Source organism: Streptomyces sp. NPDC055243, from assembly GCF_044544025.1.
Classification (GTDB): domain Bacteria; phylum Actinomycetota; class Actinomycetes; order Streptomycetales; family Streptomycetaceae; genus Streptomyces.
Map to the genome: position 1 here is coordinate 878,984 of NZ_JBITWR010000002.1, position 21,624 is coordinate 900,607.

A 21,624-nucleotide genomic window follows, 5' to 3' on the forward strand; every position below is an offset into this window, starting at 1 on the left:
CACCCGGAAAAACCGAGCGGCCCGCCTCGCCTAAACTCGACCCCCTGATGACCGCAACCCTCGTCGCCAAGAATCTCGCCGCCGGCCACGGCGACCGCTCCCTCTTCTCCGCCCTGGAACTGGTCGTCGCCCCCGGCGACGTCATCGGCCTGGTCGGCGCCAACGGCGCCGGCAAGTCGACCCTCCTGCGCCTCCTCGCGGGCCTCGACACCCCGGAGACCGGCGAACTGCGCCTCTCCCCGCCCGGCGCGTCCGTGGGCCACCTCCCGCAGGAGCCCGACCGCCGCCCCGGCGAGTCCATCCGCGGCTTCCTGGCCCGCCGCACCGGCGTCGACGAGGCCCAGCGGACCATGGACGAGGCCACCCAGGGCCTGGTCGACGGAACCCCGGGCGCGGACGACGCGTACGCGCTCAGCCTGGAGCGCTGGCTCGCGCTCGGCGGCGCCGACCTGGACGAGCGGGCCGAGGAGGTCGCCGCCTCTCTGGGCCTCGACGTCGGCCTCGACCAGCCCATGACCTCACTCTCCGGCGGCCAGGCCGCCCGCGCGGGCCTCGCGTCGCTGCTCCTCTCGCGCTACGACGTGTTCCTCCTGGACGAGCCCACCAACGACCTCGACCTGGCGGGCCTGGACCGCCTGGAGAGCTTCGTACGCGGACTGCGCGCCGGGACGGTGGTCGTCAGCCACGATCGCGAGTTCCTCACCCGCACCGTCACCAAGGTCCTCGAACTCGACCTCGCCCAGCAGCAGATCCACCTCTACGGCGGCGGCTACGAGGCCTATCTGGAGGAGCGCGAGGTCGCGCGCCGCCACGCCCGCGACGAGTTCGACGAGTACGCCGACAAGAAGGCCGCGCTCGAAGGCCGCTCCCAGATGCAGCGGTCCTGGATGGACAAGGGCGTCAAGAACGCCCGTCGCAAGGCGGGCGACAACGACAAGATCGGCCGCAACTTCCGCAGCGACGCCAGCGAGAAGCAGGCGTCGAAGGCGCGCCAGACCCAGCGCATGATCGAGCGGCTCGACGTCGTGGAGGAGCCCCGCAAGGAGTGGGAGCTGCAGATGGAGATCGCGTCGGCGCCGCGCTCCGGCAGCGTCGTCGCCACCCTGCGCGAGGCCGAGGTGCGCCGCGGCGCCTTCACGCTGGGGCCCGTGACGCTCCAGATCGACTGGGCGGACCGGGTGGCGATCACCGGCGCGAACGGCGCGGGCAAGTCGACCCTCCTCGGCACCCTGCTGACCCGCATCCCCACGGACGCGGGCCACGCGGCGCTCGGCTCAGGGGTGCTCGTCGGAGAGGTGGACCAGGCCCGCGCGCTGTTCCACGGACCGGAGTCGCTCCTGGACGCGTTCTGCGCGGCCGTGCCCGACACCGAACCGGCCGAAGTGCGCACGCTGCTCGCCAAGTTCGGCCTGAAGGCCGCCCACGTCCTGCGCCCCGCGGCCACGCTCTCCCCGGGTGAGCGCACCCGGGCGGGTCTCGCGCTGCTCCAGGGCCGGGGCGTCAATCTCCTGGTCCTGGACGAGCCGACGAACCACCTCGACCTGCCGGCGATCGAGCAGCTGGAGTCGGCCCTCGACGCGTACGAGGGCACGCTGCTCCTGGTGACGCACGACCGCAGGATGCTGGACGCGGTGCGGGTCACGCGAAGGCTGGAGGTGACGGAGGGCAAGGTGACCGAACTGTCGCCCTGACCTCCGCCGACCCCCGCCGGATCAGCGCTTCTTGGGGTCCAGGAGCCCGGCCCGCCGCAGCGCGTCCGCCATCGCGTCGTTGGCCGGCGGCGGGCCCTGCTGCCGCTTCCCCTGACCGCCGCCCTGGCGCTGGGGGCGCTGTCCGCCGCCCTGCTGCCGCTGCTGCGGGGGGCGCCCGCCGCGCTTGGGGCGCTCCTCGCCGGTGTCCGCCGCTGCCTCGTCGTCCAGGCGCAGCGTCAGCGAGATCCGCTTGCGCGGAATGTCGACGTCCATCACCTTCACCTTGACGATGTCGCCCGGCTTCACCACGTCCCGCGGGTCCTTGACGAACGTCCTGGACATCGCGGAGACATGCACGAGCCCGTCCTGGTGGACGCCGATGTCCACGAAGGCGCCGAACGCCGCCACGTTCGTGACGACCCCTTCGAGGACCATCCCGGAGGCCAGGTCGGAGATCTTCTCGACGCCGTCCTTGAAGGTCGCCGTCTTGAACGCGGGACGCGGGTCGCGCCCCGGCTTCTCCAGCTCCTTGAGGATGTCGCTCACGGTGGGCAGACCGAAGGACTCGTCCACGAACTCGTCCGCACGCAGCGAGCGCAGCGTCGCCGTGTCGCCGATGAGCGACGCGACCTCGCCGCCCGTCTTCTTGGCCATCTTGCGCACCACCGGATACGCCTCGGGGTGCACGCTTGAGGCGTCCAGCGGGTCGTCGCCGCCGCGGATGCGCAGGAAGCCCGCGCACTGTTCGTACGCCTTGGGGCCAAGGCGCGCCACGTCCTTGAGGCCCTTGCGCGACGCGAAGGGGCCGTTCGCGTCGCGGTGCGACACGATGTTCTCGGCGAGTCCGGCGCCGATGCCGGAGACCCGGGCGAGCAGCGGGGCGGACGCCGTGTTCACGTCCACACCGACGCCGTTCACACAGTCCTCGACGACCGTGTCGAGCGAGCGCGACAGCTTCACCTCGGAGAGGTCGTGCTGGTACTGACCGACGCCGATGGACTTCGGGTCGATCTTCACGAGCTCGGCGAGCGGGTCCTGCAGGCGGCGGGCGATGGACACGGCGCCGCGCAGCGACACGTCCATGTCCGGCAGCTCCTGCGAGGCGAAGGCCGAGGCGGAGTACACCGAGGCGCCCGCCTCGGAGACCATCACCTTGGTGAGGTTCAACTCCGGGTGCTTGGTGATGAGTTCACCGGCGAGCTTGTCCGTCTCGCGCGACGCCGTGCCGTTGCCGATCGCGATCAGGTCGACCGCGTGCTCCTTGGCGAGCTTCGCGAGGGTGGCAAGGGACTGGTCCCACTTGTTGGCCGGGACGTGGGGGTTGATGACGTCCGTCGCCACGACCTTGCCGGTCGCGTCGACCACGGCGACCTTCACGCCCGTACGGAAACCGGGGTCGAGCCCCAGTGTCGCGCGGGTGCCCGCGGGCGCCGCGAGCAGCAGGTCGCGCAGGTTCGACGCGAAGACCCGCACGGCCTCGTCCTCGGCGGCGGTGCGCAGCCGCAGGCGCAGGTCGATCCCCAGGTGCACCAGGATGCGGGTCCGCCAGGACCAACGCACGGTGTCCTGAAGCCACTTGTCCCCGGGGCGACCGCGGTCGACGACGCCGAAGCGGTGGGCGACCATCCCCTCGTACGAGGACGGGCCCTCCGTGGCCTCCTCCGGTTCGAGGACGAGGTCGAGCACGTCCTCCTTCTCGCCGCGCAGCATCGCCAGGACGCGGTGCGAGGGCAGCTCCTTGAAGGGCTCGGCGAAGTCGAAGTAGTCGGCGAACTTGGCGCCCGCCTCCTCCTTGCCCGCGCGGACCTTCGCGGCGAGCCGTCCGCGCACCCACATGCGTTCGCGCAGCTCGCCGATCAGGTCGGCGTCCTCGGAGAACCGCTCGGCGAGGATCGCGCGGGCGCCGTCCAGGGCGGCCTGCGGGTCGGCGACGCCCTTGTCGGCGTCGACGAAGGCCGCCGCCGCGGCGAGCGGCTCCACCGACGGATCGCCGAGCAGGCCGTCGGCCAGCGGCTCAAGGCCTGCCTCACGGGCGATCTGCGCCTTCGTACGGCGCTTCGGCTTGAACGGCAGGTAGATGTCCTCGAGGCGCGCCTTGGTGTCGGCGGCGCGGATCTGCGCCTCAAGATCGTCGGTGAGCTTGCCCTGCTCGCGCACCGAATCGAGGATCGCGGTGCGCCGGTCCTCGAGCTCCCGCAGATAACGCAGCCGCTCCTCGAGCGTGCGCAGCTGCGCGTCGTCGAGCATCTCGGTCGCTTCCTTGCGGTAGCGAGCGATGAAGGGCACCGTCGAGCCGCCGTCGAGCAGCTCGACGGCAGCCTTCACCTGCCGCTCCCGTACGCCGAGTTCTTCGGCGATCCTGCCTTCGATCGATGCTGGAGTGGACGTCTGCAGAGGTGCCACGTTTCCCGCCTTCTCACTGGGGTTGCGGGGCAATTGTGGCAGGTGGCGCCGACAGCGGGGGGATCAGACCCGGCGTGCCCGCCCCGCTCGGCCGCGCGTCCGGCCGCCCGACCGGCGCCCCGATCGCCGTGTGGAGCTCGAGGCACCGCCGAAGAGCCGGGCAACGGCGCGGAACGGCAGCGTCACCACGGTGGCGAGTGCCGCGCCGATCTGGCGCAGGACATCTGCGATCGCTCGGAACACGGGATTTCCCCTTTCGTCGCCCGGTCCGGCGCGAAGCGCGCGGGACCGGAGACGGACGAGTACCTCGCGGGGCGCCGTCCATGCCTGCGCCGTGCGGGTGGCTACTCCTTGCCGAGCAGATCCGCCGGGAACGCACCCGCCTGGAGCGCCGCGCCGGCGAACACCGTGCCCAGCTCCGTCAGGCGTTCGACGCCCGCCGCGCCCAGGTGCTCGTACGGTGCCCGGTCGAGGCGGTCCGTGGCCTCCTCGACGTCCTTGCGCAGCTCGACGCCCGCCTGCGTCAACTCGGTCCCGCCGTCATGGAGTCCGCGGGCGTGCAGCCGCCGCACGGCGGCGTCCCAGTCGTCCTGGTTCCAGCCGCGCGTGGTGAAGTTCCACTTCGGCGTCATGCCCTTGCCGGTCGCGGTGTGGCTCACCAGGGCCTCCAGGCCGTCGAGTTCGGCGTACTGGAGAGCCGTGAGGTGTCCGTCGCCGCGGTGCTCGCGCAGCAGCGTCGCGGCGTGCCAGAGCGCGAGGTGCGGCTGCTCGGGGACGGGCAGGTCCGCGTGGGCGGCGTAGAGCGGGCGGGCCGAGCGGGAGCAGGCCTCGGTGGCGCGCAGGGCGAGCCCGGCCGCCTCCGCCATCTCCGGGGACGCGAGGGCCTCATCGCCGAGGAGGCGCCGCAGGGTCGTGTCGACGGCCCGCAGCCGCGCCGCCAGGACGTCCTCGGGGGAGGCGGTGCGCCAGATGGCGGGCACGTGCTGGGCGACGAGGTCGTGCCGGTAGTTGTAGAACGCCGCCGTGACCACTCCGGCGCCGACCGGTCCCATCGCCGCCGTGCGGACGGCGAAATTGACCGCCCGGGGGTTGGTGATCCCGAGCTCGGCCAGCTCGCGCCCCGCGTCGGGCGAGAAGTAGTGCGTCGAGTGCAGTGCGTTGAGCACGTTGTGGCATCGACGTCCCGCGCGCGGGTGCAGCGCGGCGGCCGGGGATGGGGGCGTGAGAGAAGTCATGGAGGCACGCTACCGACTGGTTGGTATGAGGTGAAGCCCGGGGCGCGGCCACGGCAGGACCGCCCCGCCGCCGCATGCGCCCATGGCAGGAAAAGTGGGCCATTCGTCATTGCGGCCATCTCCCGCGGGGCCAAGAATCATGGGCATGGAGCAGCGAACTGTCCTGGTCGTCCTCTTCGACGGGGTCCAGAGCCTCGACGTCACGGGGCCGGTGGAGGTCTTCGCGGGCGCCGCCGCCTGCCGCGGCGGCGACACGTCGGCGTACCGCATCCGCACCGCGTCCCTGGACGGCGCCCCCGTGCGCACGACCAGCGGGCTCACGCTCGTACCGGACTCCTCCCTGGCCGATGCCCCCGTGCCGCACACCCTGGTCGCCCCGGGCGGTCTCGGCAGCCGCGAGGCGGACCCCCGCCTGATCGACTGGCTGCGGACGAACGCCCCGCGCGCCCAGCGCCTGGTCTCGGTCTGCACCGGCGCCATCCTGTACGCCGAGGCCGGCCTCCTGGACGGCCGCCGGGTGACCACCCACTGGGCGTACTGCGCCGAGCTCGCCCGCGACCACCCCGCCATCGAGGTCGACCCCGACCCGATCTTCGTGCGCGACGGCCATGTCGCGACGTCCGCGGGCGTGACCGCCGGCATCGACCTGGCCCTGGCCCTGGTCGAGGAGGACCTGGGCCGGGAGGAGGCGCTCACCGTCGCGCGCCATCTCGTCGTCTTCCTGCGGCGTCCGGGGAACCAGGCACAGTTCAGCGCCCAGCTCGCCGCGCAGACCGCCCAGCGCGAGCCCCTGCGCGAGGTCCAGCAGTGGATCACCGAACACCCGGCCGAGAACCTCTGCGTCGAGTCGCTCGCCGCCCGCGCCCGGCTCTCGCCCCGGCACTTCGCCCGCGCGTTCCAGACGGAGACGGGGATGACGCCGGGCAAGTACGTCGAACGCGTCCGCGTCGAGCACGCGCGCCGCCTCCTGGAGGAGACCTCCCACGGGGTCGAGGAGGTCTCGCGCGCCTGTGGCTACGGCACCCCCGAGGCCATGCGCCGGGTCTTCGTCAAGACTCTCGGGGCGGCGCCCGCCGAGTACCGGCGGCGCTTCCACGCCCCTCTCGCCCCTCAGCAGGCACCCGCCCTCAACGGATAGGCAGCCCTCCATGCAGATCGCCATCGCCCTGTTCGAACGGTTCACCTCCCTGGACGCGGTCGGTCCGTACGAGACCCTCAGCCGCATGCCCGGCGCCGAGACCGTCTTCGTGGCGCAGCGCCCCGGCCCGGTGCGCAACGACAGCGGCTCCCTCGCGCTCGTCGCCGACCGCGCCTTCGCCGACGTACCGGACCCCGACATCCTCGTCGTCCCCGGCGGCCCAGGGCAGAGCGACAACATGGCGAACGAGGCGCTCCTGGGCTGGCTGCGCGCCGCGGACGCCACCAGCACCTGGACGACGTCCGTGTGCACCGGCTCGCTCCTGCTGGCCGCCGCCGGGCTCCTGAAGGGCCGCCGGGCCACCTCGCACTGGCTGGCCCTCGCGGAGCTGGAGCGGTTCGGCGTCGAGCCGACGGGGGAGCGGGTGGTCTTCGACGGCAAGTACGTCACGGCGGCCGGGGTCTCCTCCGGCATCGACATGGGGCTCGCGCTCATCGGCCGGATCGCGGGCGAGGAGCAGGCCCAGACCGTGCAGCTCCTGACGGAGTACGACCCGCAGCCGCCCTACGACGCCGGGTCCCCGCAGAAGGCCCCCGCGCACCTGGTGGAGAAGTTCCGCGCCGGGAGCCGCTTCAGTCAGTAGCGGCGCCGCCGGGAGTCCAGGTGAAACGCGGCTCGCGGCGCTCCAGGAAGGCGGCGACCCCCTCGGCGGTGTCGCCTCCGGCGCGCGCCTGCCCGGTCCAGTACGCGTCCCGGTCCGTGTGCCCCGCCGCGAACTCCTTGGCCGCGGCCTGCGTCAGCTGCGAGCGCGCGGCGAGGACCTTGGTGAACTCCGCGACCCGCTTGTCGAGTTCGCCCGCGGGCAGCACCTCGTCCACCAGACCGGTGCGCAGCGCGCGCCCGGCGTCGATCAACTCACCCGAGAACAGCAGGTACTTGGCGGTGGCGGGCCCCACGAGCGACACCAGGCGCCGCGTGGAGGAGGAGGGGTAGACGATGCCCAGTTTCGCCGGAGTGATCCCGAACAGGGCGCCCTCGTCGGCGAACCGCAGGTCGCAGGCCGCCGCGAGCTGGCTGCCGCCGCCCACGCAGTGCCCGCGCACCGCGGCGAGCGTCGGTTTGGGGAAGGCGGCGAGCGCCTCCTCGGCCCGCACCGCCAGATCCTGTGCCTCGCCGGGTGACTCCCGCAGCGAGGAGATGTCGGCCCCCGCGCAGAAGGTCGCGCCCTCGCCGGTCAGCACGACCGTCCGTACGGCCGGGTCGGCGGCGAGCCCCGCGAGCAGCGGCGGCAGCTGGCGCCACATGTCCGCCGTCATGGCGTTGCGCTTGGCCGGATGGTCGATGACGACGGTGGCGACGCCGTGGGTGACGGCCTGCCTCAGCTGCGGCTCCATGCGCAGGATGCTATCCGCACTGCTCGAACGTACGATCAAGAAGGGGTGGCCCTGAGAACTCTGCGCAGCCGGGGGAAGCAGGACGGAGACGCTGATGGCCCGACCCAAGAACGCCAGGCCCGCCGCACCGGAGGCCCAGGGCGCCAAACAGCTCAACCGCAGCCTCGGCTGGCTGGCCCTGATGGGCGTGATCCTGGCGGTGGCGGGGATCGTGGGCCTGGTCTACACCGGCGTCGCCACCCTGACCTCCATGCTCCTCTTCGGCTGGCTGCTCCTGATCGGCGGTTTTGTCGGACTGCTGCACGCGGTGCAGTCCCGGGGCACGAACTTCTTCTGGCTCGGCGTGGTCGTGGCCGCGCTGAACCTCGCCGCCGGTGTCGTGATCATCCGTAGGCCGGATGTGGCGGCGGAGGCGCTGACGATGTTCGCGGCGCTGCTGTTCCTGACCGGCGGCGTGTTCCGGCTTGTCGGCAGTCTGGTGGTGCGCGGCCCGCAGTTCGGCTGGACGCTCGTGCAGGGCGCCTTCGGTCTCCTTCTCGGCATCCTGGTGCTCGCCAACTGGCCCAGCAGCAGCCAGTACGTGATCGGCTGCTTCTTCTCGCTCGCGCTGCTCTTCGACGGCCTGGGCCTGCTCGCCGCGGGCCTGGGCGGGCGCCGGATCGTGAGCATGGTCGCCGATGGGCCGGGAGCCGGGCAACCCGTACAACCCGAAGAAAGCTTGAAAGCGAAACCGGACGGACAGGAGCAGTCACACAACTGACGTGGATGTGCGTCAGTGATCAAAAACCGTCGATAGTCGCTGACTTCTGGTCAGTTATCCGGTCCGGACCAGGGCATTCCCAACACTCGATGCGTGGTGACAATCGAGCGCAAGGGCGGCGACCGGACGATGGACGACGACGGGAGGGGGCCCGGCCCGCTCCCTCCGGAGACCGGAAAGGTTCCGTACGAAGGAGTGTGGCGGTTCACTGCCGCCGCCGTCGATGCCTCGGTGCCCCAGGCGCGGCACGCGGTACGTGACCTGCTCGCCCGGCAGGGTGTGCCCGCCCCGGACGACCTGGTGCAGGGCCTGCTCCTGATCGTCTCCGAACTGGTCACCAACGCGGTGCGGCACGCGGCGCTGCTCTCGCCGATGCTGGCGGTGGAGGTGGCGGTGGGCGCCGAGTGGGTGCGGGTCTCCGTGGAGGACGACCACCCCTACCGCCCGACCGCCCTGGTGACCGACCACGGCCAGACCGGGGGCCGCGGTCTCCTCCTCGTCCGCGAGATCACGCAGGAGGCGGGCGGTGCCTGCGACGTCGAACAGACCGCGAGCGGGGGCAAGGTCATCTGGGCGGCCCTGCCCCTGAAGCCCAACGGCTGCGCCTAGCGGGGGAGTTGACTCACCAGTTGACTCACCAGCCGGCGGACGGCCCCGTCAGTTCCCGGACGGCGGGGCGCGCCGCGTCCAGGACGGTCATGAACCACGCGGAGAACGGTCCCTTCGCATGCCGCTCGGCCAGTTCGGCGGCCGTCACGAACGCGGTCCCGCCGACCTCGGACGCATCGGGCCGCAGCGGCGACTGGACCATCCCCACGAAGAGATGGTTGAACTCCTGCTCCACCAGGCCCGAGTCGGGGTCCGGGTGGTTGTAGCGCACGGTGCCCGCCTCCGCGAGCAGCGAGGGCGAGACACCCAGCTCCTCGTACGTCCGGCGCGCGGCAGCTGCGAACGGCGCCTCGCCCGGGTACGGGTGGCCGCAGCAGGTGTTCGACCAGACGCCGGGGGAGTGGTACTTGCCCAGGGCGCGCTGCTGCAGCAACAGCCGCCCCTGCTCGTCGAAGAGGAAGACGGAGAACGCCCGGTGCAGCTGCCCGGGCGCCTGATGCGCGGAGAGTTTCTCCGCTGTGCCGATCGTCCTGCCGTCCTCGTCCACGAGTTCCAGCAAGATCGCTTCTCCGGTGCCGTTCGACGAGCTGTTCGCCGCGGTGGCAGGTGTGGTCGGCATACCCATCCTTCGCTTCGGTCTTCGAGCTTCAAGTCTGCCGTACGCGAGGGGCCCTATCGGCAAGGAACCACCGGAAGCCACTCTCAGGGTGCGTCAGTGGCAGAGCTTCGCCTCGTGCTCCGCGTGGCCGACCGGCTCCAGCTGGAACGTGCAGTGCTCGACGTCGAAGTGGTCGCCCAGGCAGCCCTGAAGCTCGTGCAGCATCTTCTCGTGGCCGATCGCGTTCAGCGTCTCGGTGCTGACGACCACGTGTGCGGACAGGACCGGCATCCCCGACGTGATGGTCCAGGCGTGCAGGTCGTGGACGTCCTCGACGCCCGGCAGATCCAGTATGTGCGAGCGGACCTCGGCCATGTCGACGCCCTTGGGCGCGGACTCCAGGAGCACGTTCAGGGTCTCCCGCAGCAGCTTCACCGTACGCGGGACGATCATGAGGCCGATGACCAGCGAGGCGATCGGGTCCGCCGCCTGCCAGCCGGTGGTCAGGATGAGCACCGCCGCGACGATGACCGCCAAGGAGCCCAGCGCGTCGGCCATGACCTCCAGGAAGGCGCCACGCACGTTCAGGCTGTCCTTCTGGCCGCGCATCAGGAGCGAGAGCGAGATCATGTTCGCGACGAGGCCGATGACGCCGAAGACGATGGCGAGGCCGCCCTCGGTCTCGGCGGGCGTGATGAACCGCTCGATCGCCTCGTACAGGACGTAGCCGCCGACGCCGAGCAGCAGCAGACAGTTGGCGAGTGCGGCGAGGATCTCGGCGCGGGCGTAGCCGAAGGTGCGGTTCTCCGTCGCCGGGCGGTTGGCGAACTGGATCGCGAGCAGCGCCATGCCCAGGCCCAGCGCGTCCGTCGCCATGTGCGTCGCGTCCGCGATGAGCGCGAGCGAATCCGCCATGATGCCGCCGACGATCTCGACCACCATGACGGTGATCGTGATCGAGAGCGCGATGCGCAGCCGCCCTCGGTACGCCGCCGTCGCCGTCCCCCCGTGCGTGTGCCCGTGGTCGTGCCCAGCCCCCATGGAAGCCGCCTCCGTGTGCTCGGTATCGGTCGTCTGTTCCCTGGTCGCGCGTCTGTCGCGATCACAGTGAACTACGGGTGGGGGGTATCCGGCAACACGGCACTGAACACCGTTGTCATATGCTCTGACCTGCGGAAATGACCGCAGGTCAGAGCGTCGGAACGATCAGGAGCGGCGCGCCTCGGGGTGGTGGAGGCACCAGCCGTCCCACGCGGATTCGACCATCTCGCGTACGGAGCGCCGGGCCTTCCAGCCCAGCTTTTCGGCGGCGAGACGCGCGTCCGCGACGGCGCGCGGCGCGTCGCCCGCTCGGCGCGGTTCGACGAGCGCCGGGCGCCCGGCGCCGGAGATCTCGCCGATGAGGGTGACGAGTTCGCGTACGGAAACACCCTCGCCGCGGCCGATGTTCACCGTCAGGTCGCCCTCGGGGTGCGCCTCGACGCGGCGGGCCGCCGCGAGGTGGGCGTCGGCGAGGTCGGCGACGTGGATGTAGTCGCGGACACACGTGCCGTCCGGGGTCGGGTGGTCGTCGCCGAAGATGCGCGGCGCCTCGTCGTTGCGCAGCCGGTCGAAGACCATCGGGACCACGTTGTAGACCCCGGTGTCAGCGAGCTCGGGGGACGCCGCGCCCGCCACGTTGAAGTAGCGCAGGCACACGGTCGCGATGCCGTGCGCCCGGCCCGCCGCCCGCACCAGCCACTCCCCGGCGAGCTTCGTCTCGCCGTAGGGGTTGATCGGGACGCACGGGGCGTCCTCCGCCACCAGCTCCACGTCGGGCGGGTTGCCGTACACCGCGGCCGACGAGGAGAAGACGAACCGCTTGATCCCGGCGTCGGCCACCGCTTCGAGCAGCGTCACCAGGCCGCCCACGTTCTCCCGGTAGTAGCGCAGCGGCTGCTCCACGGATTCGCCGACCTGCTTGCGCGCCGCGAGATGCACCACACCCGTCACGCCGTGCTCGGCGAAGACCCGCCGCAGCAGCTCACCGTCGAGCGAAGAGCCCCTGATGAGAGGGATGTCCGCCGGCAGCCGCTCGGGCACCCCGGCCGAGACGTCGTCCAGGACGACGACCCGCTCCCCGGCGCCGGCCATCGCCCGCGCCACATGTGCCCCGATATATCCCGCTCCACCTGTGATCATCCATGTCATGGGCGTCGACTTTATGTCGTTTGTGCCGGTCGAACGAAGCGCGGTTTGTGGGTGCCGCCCCCGATCGACCATGATGATCGAGTTGGCACGGGCCCTCGCAGGCCGTGCTTATCGGGCCGTAAACAGGCGGTGAACGCCTGCTTCCAATCATCCGATAGCCTCTGCCGACGTGCCGCCCGGCCGCTGCCGGCCTGGGGCGCCCCTCATCACGCACGTGCCCGGCGCGAGCCGCGCCGGCAATCAAGGAGTGAGTTCGTCTGTCGACCGCCATCCTGACCGGTCAGCCGGTCCCCGGGTCGCCGCTCGAAGGCGATCTGCGGTCCCTGGGGTTTGACGTCCGCATCGCCTCCGACGCGGCGGACACCGAGACGCTGCTCGCCGCCGTCCCCGCCGGACAGCGGGTCGCGGTCGTCGACGCGCGTTTCGTGGGCCACGTCCACGCGCTTCGCCTCGGCCTGACGGACCCGCGCTTCGCCGCGTCGGCCGTCCCCGGCGCCGTCACCGCCCAGCCCGAGGCCAGGGCGGACCTGACGCGCGCGCTGCAGGCCACCACCGGCTCCGGCACCACGGGCGGCTCGGCCCTGACGGTCGAGGCACTCGCCGACCAGGCGGCGCAAACGATCGAAGCCGAGGGCCGCGCGGTCCACCGCCCCGACCTCGGCACCCTCGTCGCCACCGTGCCCAGCGATCCGCAGACGCGGAACGAGGCACGGCAGGCCGTCGCCGCCGTGGACGACGAAGCCGTACGCCTGCGCACGGCCGTCAAGTCGCGGGACGGCTTCTTCACGACGTACTGCGTCTCCCCCTACTCGCGCTACATCGCCCGCTGGTGCGCGCGCCGCGGCCTCACCCCGAACCAGGTGACCACCGCCTCGCTGGTCGTCGCGCTGATCGCGGCGGGCTGCGCGGCCACCGGCACCCGCGGCGGCTTCGTCGCGGCCGGCCTGCTGCTGCTCTTCTCCTTCGTCCTGGACTGCACGGACGGGCAGCTCGCCCGCTACTCCCTGCAGTACTCGACGCTGGGCGCCTGGCTCGACGCGACGTTCGACCGCGCCAAGGAGTACGCCTACTACGCGGGCCTCGCGCTCGGCGCCGCCCGCGGCGGCGACGACGTATGGGCGCTGGCGCTCGGCGCGATGGTCCTGCAGACCTGCCGGCACGTCGTGGACTTCTCCTTCAACGAGGCAAACGCCGACAGCATCGCCGCGACCGCCAACACCAGCCCCACCGCGGCACTCTCGGACAAGCTCGACAGCGTCGGCTGGACGGTCTGGCTGCGCCGGATGATCGTGCTGCCGATCGGTGAGCGCTGGGCGCTGATCGCCGTGCTCACCGCGGTCACCACGCCGCGCATCACCCTGGTCGTACTGCTCGTCGGCTGCGCGCTCGCCGCCTGCTACACCACGGCGGGCCGCGTCCTGCGCTCGCTGACCCGCAGGGCGACCCGCACCGACCGCGCCGCACAGGCGCTGGCCGACCTCGCCGACTCCGGGCCGCTCGCCTCCGCCTTCGCGGCGCTGGGGCGCGCCGCCCTGCCGGTGCCCGCGCCGGTGCTCGCCTTCGCCGGCGGCGCGGCCATCGTCTGCGTGGCGGGTCTCACGTCCTACGGCAGTCCGTGGGTCGTCGTCGCCGCGGTGATCTACGTCATCACTTCGGGTCTCGCCGTCGCCCGCCCCCTCAAGGGCGCCCTCGACTGGCTGGTCCCGCCGTTCTTCCGGGCGGCCGAGTACGGCACGATCCTGCTGCTCGCCGCCAAGGCGGACGTGAACGGCGCCTTGCCCGCGGCTTTCGGACTGGTGTCCGCCGTCGCCTACCATCACTACGACACGGTGTACCGCATCCGCGGCGGCGCGGGCGCGCCGCCGCACTGGCTGGTGCGGGCGATCGGCGGGCACGAGGGCAGGACGCTGGCGGTCGCACTCGCCGCCGCTCTGCTCACCGACACAGATTTCACCGTCGCGCTCACGGCACTCGCCGTGGCCGTGGCACTCGTGGTGCTCGTCGAGAGCATCCGCTACTGGGTGACCGCCCACAAGCGCGGCGCACCCGCCGTACACGATGAAGGAGAACCCGCATGATCGGCCTTGTGCTGGCGGCCGGCGCCGGACGGCGTCTTCGCCCCTACACCGACACGCTTCCCAAGGCCCTGGTGCCGGTCGACGGTGACACCACCATCCTCGACCTGACCCTCGGCAACTTTGCGGAGATCGGTCTGACCGAGGTCGCGATCATCGTCGGTTACAAGAAGGAAGCGGTCTACGACCGCAAGGCGGCGCTCGAGGAGAAGTACGGCCTCAAGCTCACGCTGATCGACAACGACAAGGCCGAGGAGTGGAACAACGCCTACTCCCTCTGGTGCGGTCGTGACGCGATCAAGCACACCGTGATCCTCGCCAACGGCGACACCGTGCACCCCGTCTCCGTCGAGAAGACGCTGCTCGCCGCCCGCGGCGACGGCAAGAAGATCATCCTCGCCCTCGACACGGTGAAGAACCTCGCCGACGAGGAGATGAAGGTCATCGTGGACCCCGAGAAGGGCGTCCAGAAGATCACCAAGCTGATGGACCCGGCGACGGCCACCGGCGAGTACATCGGTGTCACGCTCATCGAGGGCGAGGCCGCCGAAGAGCTGGCCGACGCCCTGAAGACCACCTTCGAGCGCGACCCCGACCTGTACTACGAGGACGGCTACCAGGAGCTCGTCAACCGCGGCTTCAAGATCGACGTGGCGCCGATCGGCGACCTCAAGTGGGTCGAGATCGACAACCACGACGACCTCGCCAAGGGTCGGGAGATCGCGTGCCAGTACTGACGAGGCTCATCCCCTCGCCGGTCGTCGTCGACATCCGGCCGGGGGCGCTCAACGACCTGGCCGGTGTCCTCGCCGACCAGCGGATCTGCTCGTCTTCCGGCAAACTCGCCATCGCGATCAGCGGTGGCTCCGGCGCGGTACTGCGCCAGCGGCTCGAACCGTCGCTGCCCACCGCCGAGTGGTTCGAGGTCGGCGGCGGCACGCTCGATGACGCCATCAAGCTCGCCGACGCCATCAAGAAGGGCCGCTACGACGCGGTCGTCGGCCTCGGCGGCGGCAAGATCATCGACTGTGCCAAGTTCGCCGCCGCGCGCGTCGGCGCGCCGCTGGTCGCCGTCGCGACGAACCTGTCGCACGACGGCCTGTGCTCGCCGGTCGCCACGCTCGACAACGACGCGGGCCGCGGCTCGTACGGAGTGCCGAACCCCATCGCGGTCGTCATCGACCTCGATGTGATCCGTGAGGCCCCCGTGCGCTTCGTGCGCTCCGGCATCGGCGACGCCCTGTCCAACATCTCCGCGATCGCGGACTGGGAGCTGGCCGCACGCGAGCGCGGCGAGGACATCGACGGGCTCGCGGCCGCCATGGCGCGCCAGGCCGGCGAAGCCGTCCTGCGCCACCCCGGCGGTGTCGGCGACGACGCCTTCCTGCAAGTCCTCGCCGAGGGTCTGGTCCTCACCGGCATCGCGATGTCCGTGTCGGGCGACTCCCGCCCGGCGTCCGGCGCCTGCCACGAGATCAACCACGCCTTCGACCTCCTCTTCCCCAAGCGCGCGGCGAGCCACGGCGAGCAGTGCGGCCTGGGCGCGGCCTTCGCGATGTTCCTGCGCGGGGCTCACGAGGAGTCCGCGTACATGGTGGAGGTGCTGCGCAGGCACGGCCTTCCCGTGACGCCGGAGGAGATCGGCTTCACCGTGGACGAGTTCGTCCAGGTCGTGGAGTACGCCCCGCAGACGCGCCCCGGGCGCTACACGATCCTCGAGCACCTCAATCTGAATTCCGACCAGATCAAGGACGCATACGCCGACTATGCCAAGGCCATCGGTAGCTGAACTCCGCCCCGTCGTTCACCCCGCAGGGGTGAAGGACCGGCGCAGCGGTGAGCACTGGGCGGGACGCCTGTACATGCGAGAGGTCTCGCTGCGCTGCGACCGCTACCTGGTGAACACCAGGATCACGCCCAACCAGCTCACGTATCTGATGACCGTGGCCGGCGCCCTCGCCGCCCCGGCGCTTCTGGTGCCGGGGATCACGGGCGCCGTGCTCGGCGTGATCATGGTCCAGCTGTATCTGCTGCTCGACTGCGTCGACGGCGAGATCGCCCGCTGGCGCAAGCAGTACTCCATGGCCGGCGTCTACCTGGACCGCGTCGCCGCGTACCTGTGCGACGCCGCGGTGCTCGTCGGCTTCGGCCTGCGCGCCGCCGACCTGTGGGGCTCGGGCCGCATCGACTGGCTGTGGGCCTTCCTCGGCACGCTCGCCGCGCTCGGCGCCATCCTGATCAAGGCGGAGACCGACCTCGTCGGTGTCGCCCGGCACCAGCAGGGCCTGGCGCCGGTCAAGGAGTCGGCCTCCGAGCCGCGCTCCTCCGGCATGGCCCTGGCCCGCAGGGCCGCGGGCGCCCTGAAGTTCCACCGGCTCGTGCTCGGCATCGAGGCGTCCCTGCTGATCCTGGTCCTCGCGATCGTGGACTCGGTCCGCGGCGACCTGCTCTTCTCGCGCATCGGTGTGGCCGTCCTGGCCGGCATCGCGATGCTGCAGACCCTGCTGCACCTCGTGTCCATCCTCGCCTCCAGCAGGCTGAAGTGAGTGCGGCGGGGAGCCGGCCCCTGAAGGTCGGCGCGGTCATCATCACCATGGGCAACCGGCCGCAGGAGCTGCGCGCCCTGCTCGACTCGGTCGCCAAGCAGGACGGCGACCCGGTCGAGGTGGTGGTCGTCGGCAACGGCGCCCCCGTGCCCGACGTCCCCGAAGGCGTACGCACCGTCGAGCTGCCCGAGAACCTCGGCATCCCCGGCGGGCGCAACGTCGGCATCGAGGCCTTCGGCCCCGGCGGCACCGACGTCGACGTGCTCCTCTTCCTCGACGACGACGGCCTCCTGGCCAACACGGACACGGCCCAGCTGTGCCGCGAGGCCTTCGCCGCCGACCCGAAGCTCGGCATCATCAGCTTCCGTATCGCCGACCCGGACACCGGGGAGACCCAGCGCCGCCACGTCCCGCGGCTGCGCGCGGCCGACCCGATGCGCTCCTCGCGCGTGACGACCTTCCTCGGCGGCGCCAACGCCGTCCGTACGCAGGTCATGGCCGAGGTCGGCGGCCTGCCCGACGAGTTCTTCTACGCCCACGAGGAGACCGACCTCGCCTGGCGTGCGCTGAACGCGGGCTGGATGATCGACTACCGCGCCGACATGGTGCTCTTCCACCCCACGACCGCCCCGTCCCGGCACGCGGTCTACCACCGAATGGTCGCCCGCAACCGCGTCTGGCTCGCCCGCCGCAACCTGCCCGCGCTCCTGGTCCCGGTCTACCTCGGCGTGTGGATGCTCCTGACCCTGGCCAGGCGGCCTTCGGGCCCCGCGCTCAAGGCCTGGTTCGGCGGCTTCAAGGAGGGCTGGACGACGCCCTGCGGACCTCGCCGACCGATGAAGTGGCGTACGGTGTGGCGCCTGACCCGACTGGGCCGACCTCCTGTCATCTGACAAGCTCGGGTCTGAGAACATCTGGGCCATACCCCGGTCCCTGGCCCACGCCTACGCCCGACCGGCTGCGCATCTGAAGACGAAAGTTTCCACTCGTGAGTGAGACAACGCATGACGGCGGAGTCGCGGTGACAGCGCCCCCGTCGCCCGATGACGGGCTCTCCCGCGCCGATCTCGCCGCCAAGTACGGTCTGACCGTCAGCGGCGCACGGCCCGGACTTTTCGAGTACGTCCACCAGCTCTGGGGACGGCGCCACTTCATCCTCGCCTTCTCGCAGGCGAAGCTGACCGCCCAGTACAGCCAGGCCAAGCTCGGCCAGCTGTGGCAGGTGGCGACGCCGCTCCTGAACGCGCTCGTCTACTTCCTGATCTTCGGCCTGATCCTGAAGGCGGACCGGGGCTTCGAACGTGAGGTCTACATTCCGTTCCTGGTCACGGGCGTCTTCGTCTTCACCTTCACGCAGTCCTCGGTGATGGCGGGCGTCCGGTCGATCTCCGGCAACCTGGGCCTGGTCCGCGCGCTGCACTTCCCGCGGGCCTCGCTGCCGATCTCGTTCTCGCTCCAGCAGCTCCAGCAGCTGCTGTTCTCGATGATCGTGCTCTTCATCATCACGATCGGCTTCGGCAGCTACCCCAAGCTGTCGTGGCTGCTGATCTTCCCGGTCCTCGCCCTGCAGTTCCTGTTCAACACAGGCCTCGCGATGATCATGGCGCGGCTCGGCAGCAAGACCCCCGACCTCGCGCAGCTCATGCCGTTCGTGATGCGTACGTGGATGTACGCGTCCGGCGTGATGTTCTCCATCCCGGTCATGCTCCAGGGCAGGCCGGAGTGGATCGCGGACATCCTGCAGTGGAACCCCGCGGCCATCTACATGGACCTGATGCGCTTCGCGCTGATCGACGGCTACGGCAGCGAATACCTCCCGAACCACGTCTGGGCGGTCGCGGCGGGCTGGGCCGTGCTGGTCGCCGTCGGCGGCTTCGTGTACTTCTGGAAGGCTGAGGAGCGTTACGGCCGTGGCTGAAGAAGACAAGATCACCGACAAGGGGCACATCCCCACCGTCATCGCGGACGAGCTGCACATCGTCTACCGCGTGAACGGCGCGAAGACGGGCAAGGGCAGCGCCACCTCCGCGCTGAGCCGCATCGTCCGGCGCGGCGAGGAGCGGGGCGTACGCAAGGTGCACGCCGTGCGCGGCGTCAGCTTCACGTCCTACCGCGGCGAGGCCATCGGCCTGATCGGCTCGAACGGCTCGGGCAAGTCGACCCTGCTGCGCGCCATCGCGGGCCTGCTGCCCGCGGAGAAGGGCAAGGTCTACACCGACGGCCAGCCCTCGCTGCTCGGCGTGAACGCGGCCCTGATGAACGACCTGACCGGCGAGCGCAACGTCATACTCGGCGGGCTCGCGATGGGCATGACGCGCGAGCAGATCAGGGAGCGCTACCAGGACATCGTCGACTTCTCGGGGATCAACGAAAAGGGCGACTTCATCACCCTGCCGATGCGCACCTACTCCTCCGGCATGGCCGCCCGTCTGCGCTTCTCCATCGCGGCCGCCAAGGACCACGACGTACTGATGATCGACGAGGCGCTGGCGACGGGCGACCGGAAGTTCCAGAAGCGCTCCGAGGCCCGCATCCGCGAGCTCCGCAAGGAGGCCGGCACGGTCTTCCTGGTCAGCCACAACAACAAGTCCATCCGTGACACCTGTGACCGTGTGCTGTGGCTCGAGCGCGGTGAGCTGCGCATGGACGGGCCGACCGACGAGGTCATCAAGGAGTACGAGAAGTTCACGGGCAAGTAGCCCCGCCCGTACGTCCGAATACGCCAGGGCCCCGCCGGAGTCAACCCGGTGGGGCTCTGCCGCGTCATCAGTCTTCGACTGCCCCAATGGCCTCTCAAGTCCCTTGGGCCCAGGGAAGATTGACGCCAATCGGTGTGTTGTTGTGATGCGCGGAACACCCCGACGATGCAGGCTGCGTTGTACAACGTAAGCTGTACCGGTGCTGATTCGCGGCAAGTGGGGCGATATCGCGCGGCGCCCCGGCTCATGACTCGGTCCGCCTCGCGGAGTGCCGGGCGGCGTGTCCGAAATAGGATGTATTGGGTCGGCAGTGTAGAACGGGAGATGTGACGGCAATGGCTACGGATGATCTCCATCTGCGCGACGCATCCGCCGTCCTCGCGAAGGCCGCGGACGAGAACTTCCCGGTGGCGCCCTTCTTCCTGCCCCGCGCCTGGCGCGACGACCTCATGGCCGTGTACGGCTACGCCCGCCTCGTGGACGACATCGGCGACGGCGACCTTGCCCCCGGCGGCGCCGACGCCCGGTACCTCGGCGTGGACCCCGAGGCCGCCGACGACCGCATCGCCCTCCTGGACGCCTTCGAGGCCGACCTGCGCCGGGTCTTCGACGGCACGCCCCGCCACCCGCTGATGCGCGCCCTCCAGCCCACCGTGCGCCGCTGCGGCCTCACCCCCGAACCCTTTCTCGGCCTGATCGCGGCCAACCGCCAGGACCAGCTCGTCGCGCGCTACGAGACGTACGACGACCTGCTGGCCTACTGCGAGCTGTCCGCGAACCCCGTGGGGCGTCTGGTCCTCGGCATCACCGGCACCGCGACCCCGGAGCGGATCCGCCGCTCGGACGCGGTGTGCACCGCCCTCCAGATCGTCGAGCACCTGCAGGACGTCGCCGAGGACCTGGGGCGGGACCGTATTTACCTGCCCGCGCAGGACATGAAGCGGTTTCATGTCCAGGAGCGGGACCTGACCGCAGTGACAGCAGGCGCATCGGTGCGCGCGCTGGTTGCATATGAAGCAGAACGCGCCCGCTGCCTCCTGAATGAAGGCACCCCCCTGGTGGGTAGCGTCCACGGCAGGCTGAAGGTGCTGCTTGCGGGCTTCGTGGCTGGGGGGAGAGCGGCGGTTCACGCGATCGCCGCTGCCGGATACGACGTACTTCCTGGACCGCCCAAGCCCACCAAACCGCGTTTGCTGCGCGAGGTGGGTGCGGTTCTGCGAGGAGAGGGGTGAGCCGGACCGTGGAGTCAGGCCCGAACGTGTCCGCGCCGGTACTCGCCGCATACAGCTATTGCGAGGCCGTGACCGGGCAGCAGGCACGCAATTTCGCGTACGGCATCAGGCTGCTTCCGATGCCCAAGCGCCGCGCGATGTCGGCGCTCTACGCCCTTTCGCGGCGCGTGGACGACATCGGCGACGGCGCGCTCGCGCCGGACGTCAAGGCCGAGCGCCTCGACGAGACCCGGGCGCTGCTCGCCCGCATCCGCAAGGGTGAGGTGGACGACGACGACACCGACCCGGTGGCGGTCGCGCTCACGCACGCCGCGACGCACTTCTCCATCCCGCTCGAAGGGCTCGACGAGCTGATCGACGGCGTCCTGATGGACGTCCGCGGTGAGACGTACGAGACGTGGGAGGACCTCAAGGTCTACTGCCGGTGCGTGGCGGGGGCCATCGGACGGCTCTCCCTCGGCGTGTTCGGCACGGAGCGGGGGGCGCTGAACGCCGAGCGCGCGCCGGAGTATGCCGACACGCTCGGGCTCGCGCTCCAACTGACCAACATCCTGCGTGACGTTCGCGAGGACGCGGAGGGCGGTCGCACCTATCTGCCCGCCGACGACCTGGCGAAGTTCGGCTGCTCCGCCGGGTTCTCGGGCCCGCAGCCGCCCGCCGGGTCCGACTTCGCCGGGCTCGTGCACTTCGAGGTGCGCAGGGCGCGGGCGCTGTTCGCCGAGGGGTACCGGCTGCTGCCCATGCTGGACAGGCGCAGCGGGGCCTGCGTCGCCGCCATGGCGGGCATCTACCGGCGGCTTCTCGACCGTATCGAGCGGGACCCGGAGGCGGTCCTGCGCGGACGTGTCTCGCTGCCGGGACGCGAAAAGGCGTACGTCGCCGTGCGCGGTCTCTCCGGTCTCGACGCCCGCACCATCTCCCGACAGACCGTCAGGAGGCGTACTTGATGGGCATCCACGGCGAATGCGGTGAACGTAGGGTAACCTCCGCCAACCGGTGGGCAACCCTCCGCTCCGCCCCGGCGTCCCAGACTGCAACGGCCGAGGGGGGAAGC

General features: G+C 71.0%; 20 protein-coding genes and 1 pseudogene. 14 read left to right on the forward strand and 7 right to left on the reverse strand.

Annotated elements, in window-relative coordinates:
• The first annotated feature begins 47 nt into the window (after positions 1-47).
• Positions 48-1,691 (forward strand): ABC-F family ATP-binding cassette domain-containing protein, encoded by a 1,644-nt coding sequence (locus tag ACIGXX_RS08655; RefSeq protein ID WP_351161158.1) that lies wholly within the window; start codon positions 48-50, stop codon positions 1,689-1,691.
• A gap of 21 nt (positions 1,692-1,712) precedes the next feature.
• Here ACIGXX_RS08655 and ACIGXX_RS08660 read toward each other — a convergent pair whose 3' ends face one another.
• The 3 genes and pseudogenes from ACIGXX_RS08660 to ACIGXX_RS08670 all read right to left on the reverse strand — a co-directional run bounded on the left by ACIGXX_RS08660 (position 1,713) and on the right by ACIGXX_RS08670 (position 5,329).
• Complete coding sequence (locus ACIGXX_RS08660; RefSeq protein WP_366462385.1) at positions 1,713-4,094, reverse strand: Tex family protein; 2,382 nt, start codon at positions 4,092-4,094, stop codon at positions 1,713-1,715.
• Between the two features lie 120 nt (positions 4,095-4,214).
• Positions 4,215-4,337, reverse strand: a pseudogene (locus tag ACIGXX_RS08665) (LPFR motif small protein); the annotation flags it as partial.
• 101 nt (positions 4,338-4,438) lie between these two features.
• Complete coding sequence (locus ACIGXX_RS08670; RefSeq protein ID WP_351161165.1) at positions 4,439-5,329, reverse strand: hypothetical protein; 891 nt, start codon at positions 5,327-5,329, stop codon at positions 4,439-4,441.
• Between the two features lie 145 nt (positions 5,330-5,474).
• On the opposite strand from ACIGXX_RS08670, the gene ACIGXX_RS08675 reads away from it, so the two are divergent.
• Complete coding sequence (locus ACIGXX_RS08675) at positions 5,475-6,467, forward strand: GlxA family transcriptional regulator (RefSeq protein ID WP_399973942.1); 993 nt, start codon at positions 5,475-5,477, stop codon at positions 6,465-6,467.
• A 10-nt stretch (positions 6,468-6,477) separates the two neighbouring features.
• Positions 6,478-7,110, forward strand: coding sequence for a DJ-1/PfpI family protein (locus ACIGXX_RS08680; protein WP_351161169.1), 633 nt, complete (start codon positions 6,478-6,480; stop codon positions 7,108-7,110).
• On the opposite strand, the gene ACIGXX_RS08685 is transcribed toward ACIGXX_RS08680, so the two are convergent.
• Positions 7,100-7,861, reverse strand: coding sequence for an enoyl-CoA hydratase-related protein (locus tag ACIGXX_RS08685; RefSeq protein ID WP_366462383.1), 762 nt, complete (start codon positions 7,859-7,861; stop codon positions 7,100-7,102). The two genes, ACIGXX_RS08680 and ACIGXX_RS08685, sit on opposite strands and share 11 nt — an antisense overlap.
• Before the next feature lie 94 nt (positions 7,862-7,955).
• On the opposite strand from ACIGXX_RS08685, the gene ACIGXX_RS08690 reads away from it, so the two are divergent.
• Positions 7,956-8,621, forward strand: coding sequence for an HdeD family acid-resistance protein (locus ACIGXX_RS08690; protein ID WP_351161174.1), 666 nt, complete (start codon positions 7,956-7,958; stop codon positions 8,619-8,621).
• A 93-nt stretch (positions 8,622-8,714) separates the two neighbouring features.
• The gene (locus tag ACIGXX_RS08695; protein ID WP_383823295.1) at positions 8,715-9,230 is read left to right on the forward strand and encodes an ATP-binding protein; all 516 of its coding nucleotides are present in this window, start codon (positions 8,715-8,717) and stop codon (positions 9,228-9,230) included.
• A gap of 25 nt (positions 9,231-9,255) precedes the next feature.
• On the opposite strand, the gene idi is transcribed toward ACIGXX_RS08695, so the two are convergent.
• From idi to galE, 3 genes are all read right to left on the reverse strand, one after another.
• Complete coding sequence (gene idi / locus ACIGXX_RS08700; protein ID WP_351161176.1) at positions 9,256-9,849, reverse strand: isopentenyl-diphosphate Delta-isomerase; 594 nt, start codon at positions 9,847-9,849, stop codon at positions 9,256-9,258.
• Positions 9,850-9,942: 93 nt separating this feature from the next.
• Positions 9,943-10,869: a cation diffusion facilitator family transporter gene (locus ACIGXX_RS08705; RefSeq protein ID WP_351161179.1), complete on the reverse strand. Its 927-nt coding sequence runs from the start codon at positions 10,867-10,869 to the stop codon at positions 9,943-9,945.
• A gap of 165 nt (positions 10,870-11,034) precedes the next feature.
• Positions 11,035-12,018, reverse strand: a complete 984-nt coding sequence (galE, locus tag ACIGXX_RS08710; RefSeq protein WP_399973951.1) for a UDP-glucose 4-epimerase GalE — start codon at positions 12,016-12,018, stop codon at positions 11,035-11,037.
• 257 nt (positions 12,019-12,275) lie between these two features.
• Between galE and ACIGXX_RS08715 the strand changes: the two genes are divergently transcribed.
• The 9 genes from ACIGXX_RS08715 (at position 12,276) to hpnD (ending at position 21,517) form a co-directional block, all read left to right on the forward strand.
• Positions 12,276-14,096, forward strand: coding sequence for a DUF5941 domain-containing protein (locus ACIGXX_RS08715; protein WP_399974381.1), 1,821 nt, complete (start codon positions 12,276-12,278; stop codon positions 14,094-14,096).
• Positions 14,093-14,830: a phosphocholine cytidylyltransferase family protein gene (locus ACIGXX_RS08720; protein ID WP_351161184.1), complete on the forward strand. Its 738-nt coding sequence runs from the start codon at positions 14,093-14,095 to the stop codon at positions 14,828-14,830. The genes ACIGXX_RS08715 and ACIGXX_RS08720 overlap by 4 nt, the downstream gene beginning before the upstream one ends.
• Positions 14,818-15,882 carry an iron-containing alcohol dehydrogenase family protein gene (locus ACIGXX_RS08725; protein ID WP_351161186.1) on the forward strand — a complete coding sequence of 355 codons (1,065 nt, stop codon included), beginning with the start codon at positions 14,818-14,820 and terminating at the stop codon, positions 15,880-15,882. The genes ACIGXX_RS08720 and ACIGXX_RS08725 overlap by 13 nt, the downstream gene beginning before the upstream one ends.
• On the forward strand, positions 15,860-16,639 hold the full coding sequence (locus ACIGXX_RS08730; protein WP_399973956.1) for a CDP-alcohol phosphatidyltransferase family protein: 780 nt from the start codon (positions 15,860-15,862) through the stop codon (positions 16,637-16,639). The genes ACIGXX_RS08725 and ACIGXX_RS08730 overlap by 23 nt, the downstream gene beginning before the upstream one ends.
• Positions 16,640-16,659: 20 nt before the next feature.
• On the forward strand, positions 16,660-17,532 hold the full coding sequence (locus tag ACIGXX_RS08735; RefSeq protein WP_351161695.1) for a glycosyltransferase: 873 nt from the start codon (positions 16,660-16,662) through the stop codon (positions 17,530-17,532).
• 95 nt (positions 17,533-17,627) lie between these two features.
• A complete protein-coding gene (locus ACIGXX_RS08740) occupies positions 17,628-18,557 on the forward strand; it encodes an ABC transporter permease (RefSeq protein WP_351161189.1) in 930 nt (309 codons plus the stop codon).
• Positions 18,550-19,338 carry an ABC transporter ATP-binding protein gene (locus ACIGXX_RS08745; RefSeq protein WP_351161192.1) on the forward strand — a complete coding sequence of 263 codons (789 nt, stop codon included), beginning with the start codon at positions 18,550-18,552 and terminating at the stop codon, positions 19,336-19,338. Before ACIGXX_RS08740 ends, ACIGXX_RS08745 begins: the two co-directional genes overlap by 8 nt.
• Before the next feature lie 335 nt (positions 19,339-19,673).
• Positions 19,674-20,570, forward strand: coding sequence for a squalene synthase HpnC (gene hpnC, locus ACIGXX_RS08750; protein ID WP_351161195.1), 897 nt, complete (start codon positions 19,674-19,676; stop codon positions 20,568-20,570).
• The gene (gene hpnD / locus ACIGXX_RS08755; RefSeq protein WP_361461398.1) at positions 20,567-21,517 is read left to right on the forward strand and encodes a presqualene diphosphate synthase HpnD; all 951 of its coding nucleotides are present in this window, start codon (positions 20,567-20,569) and stop codon (positions 21,515-21,517) included. Before hpnC ends, hpnD begins: the two co-directional genes overlap by 4 nt.
• The last annotated feature ends 107 nt before the right edge of the window (positions 21,518-21,624 follow it).

Coding starts and splice junctions, on each gene's coding strand:
- ACIGXX_RS08720 (WP_351161184.1), top strand. CDS start 14,093: ATGATCGGCCTTGTGCTGGCGGCCGGCGCCGGACGGCGTCTTCGCCCC.
- galE (WP_399973951.1), bottom strand. CDS start 12,018: ATGACATGGATGATCACAGGTGGAGCGGGATATATCGGGGCACATGTG.
- ACIGXX_RS08655 (WP_351161158.1), top strand. CDS start 48: ATGACCGCAACCCTCGTCGCCAAGAATCTCGCCGCCGGCCACGGCGAC.
- ACIGXX_RS08685 (WP_366462383.1), bottom strand. CDS start 7,861: ATGGAGCCGCAGCTGAGGCAGGCCGTCACCCACGGCGTCGCCACCGTC.
- ACIGXX_RS08675 (WP_399973942.1), top strand. CDS start 5,475: ATGGAGCAGCGAACTGTCCTGGTCGTCCTCTTCGACGGGGTCCAGAGC.
- ACIGXX_RS08690 (WP_351161174.1), top strand. CDS start 7,956: ATGGCCCGACCCAAGAACGCCAGGCCCGCCGCACCGGAGGCCCAGGGC.
- ACIGXX_RS08705 (WP_351161179.1), bottom strand. CDS start 10,869: ATGGGGGCTGGGCACGACCACGGGCACACGCACGGGGGGACGGCGACG.
- hpnC (WP_351161195.1), top strand. CDS start 19,674: ATGGCTACGGATGATCTCCATCTGCGCGACGCATCCGCCGTCCTCGCG.
- ACIGXX_RS08680 (WP_351161169.1), top strand. CDS start 6,478: ATGCAGATCGCCATCGCCCTGTTCGAACGGTTCACCTCCCTGGACGCG.
- ACIGXX_RS08730 (WP_399973956.1), top strand. CDS start 15,860: ATGCCAAGGCCATCGGTAGCTGAACTCCGCCCCGTCGTTCACCCCGCA.
- idi (WP_351161176.1), bottom strand. CDS start 9,849: ATGCCGACCACACCTGCCACCGCGGCGAACAGCTCGTCGAACGGCACC.
- ACIGXX_RS08670 (WP_351161165.1), bottom strand. CDS start 5,329: ATGACTTCTCTCACGCCCCCATCCCCGGCCGCCGCGCTGCACCCGCGC.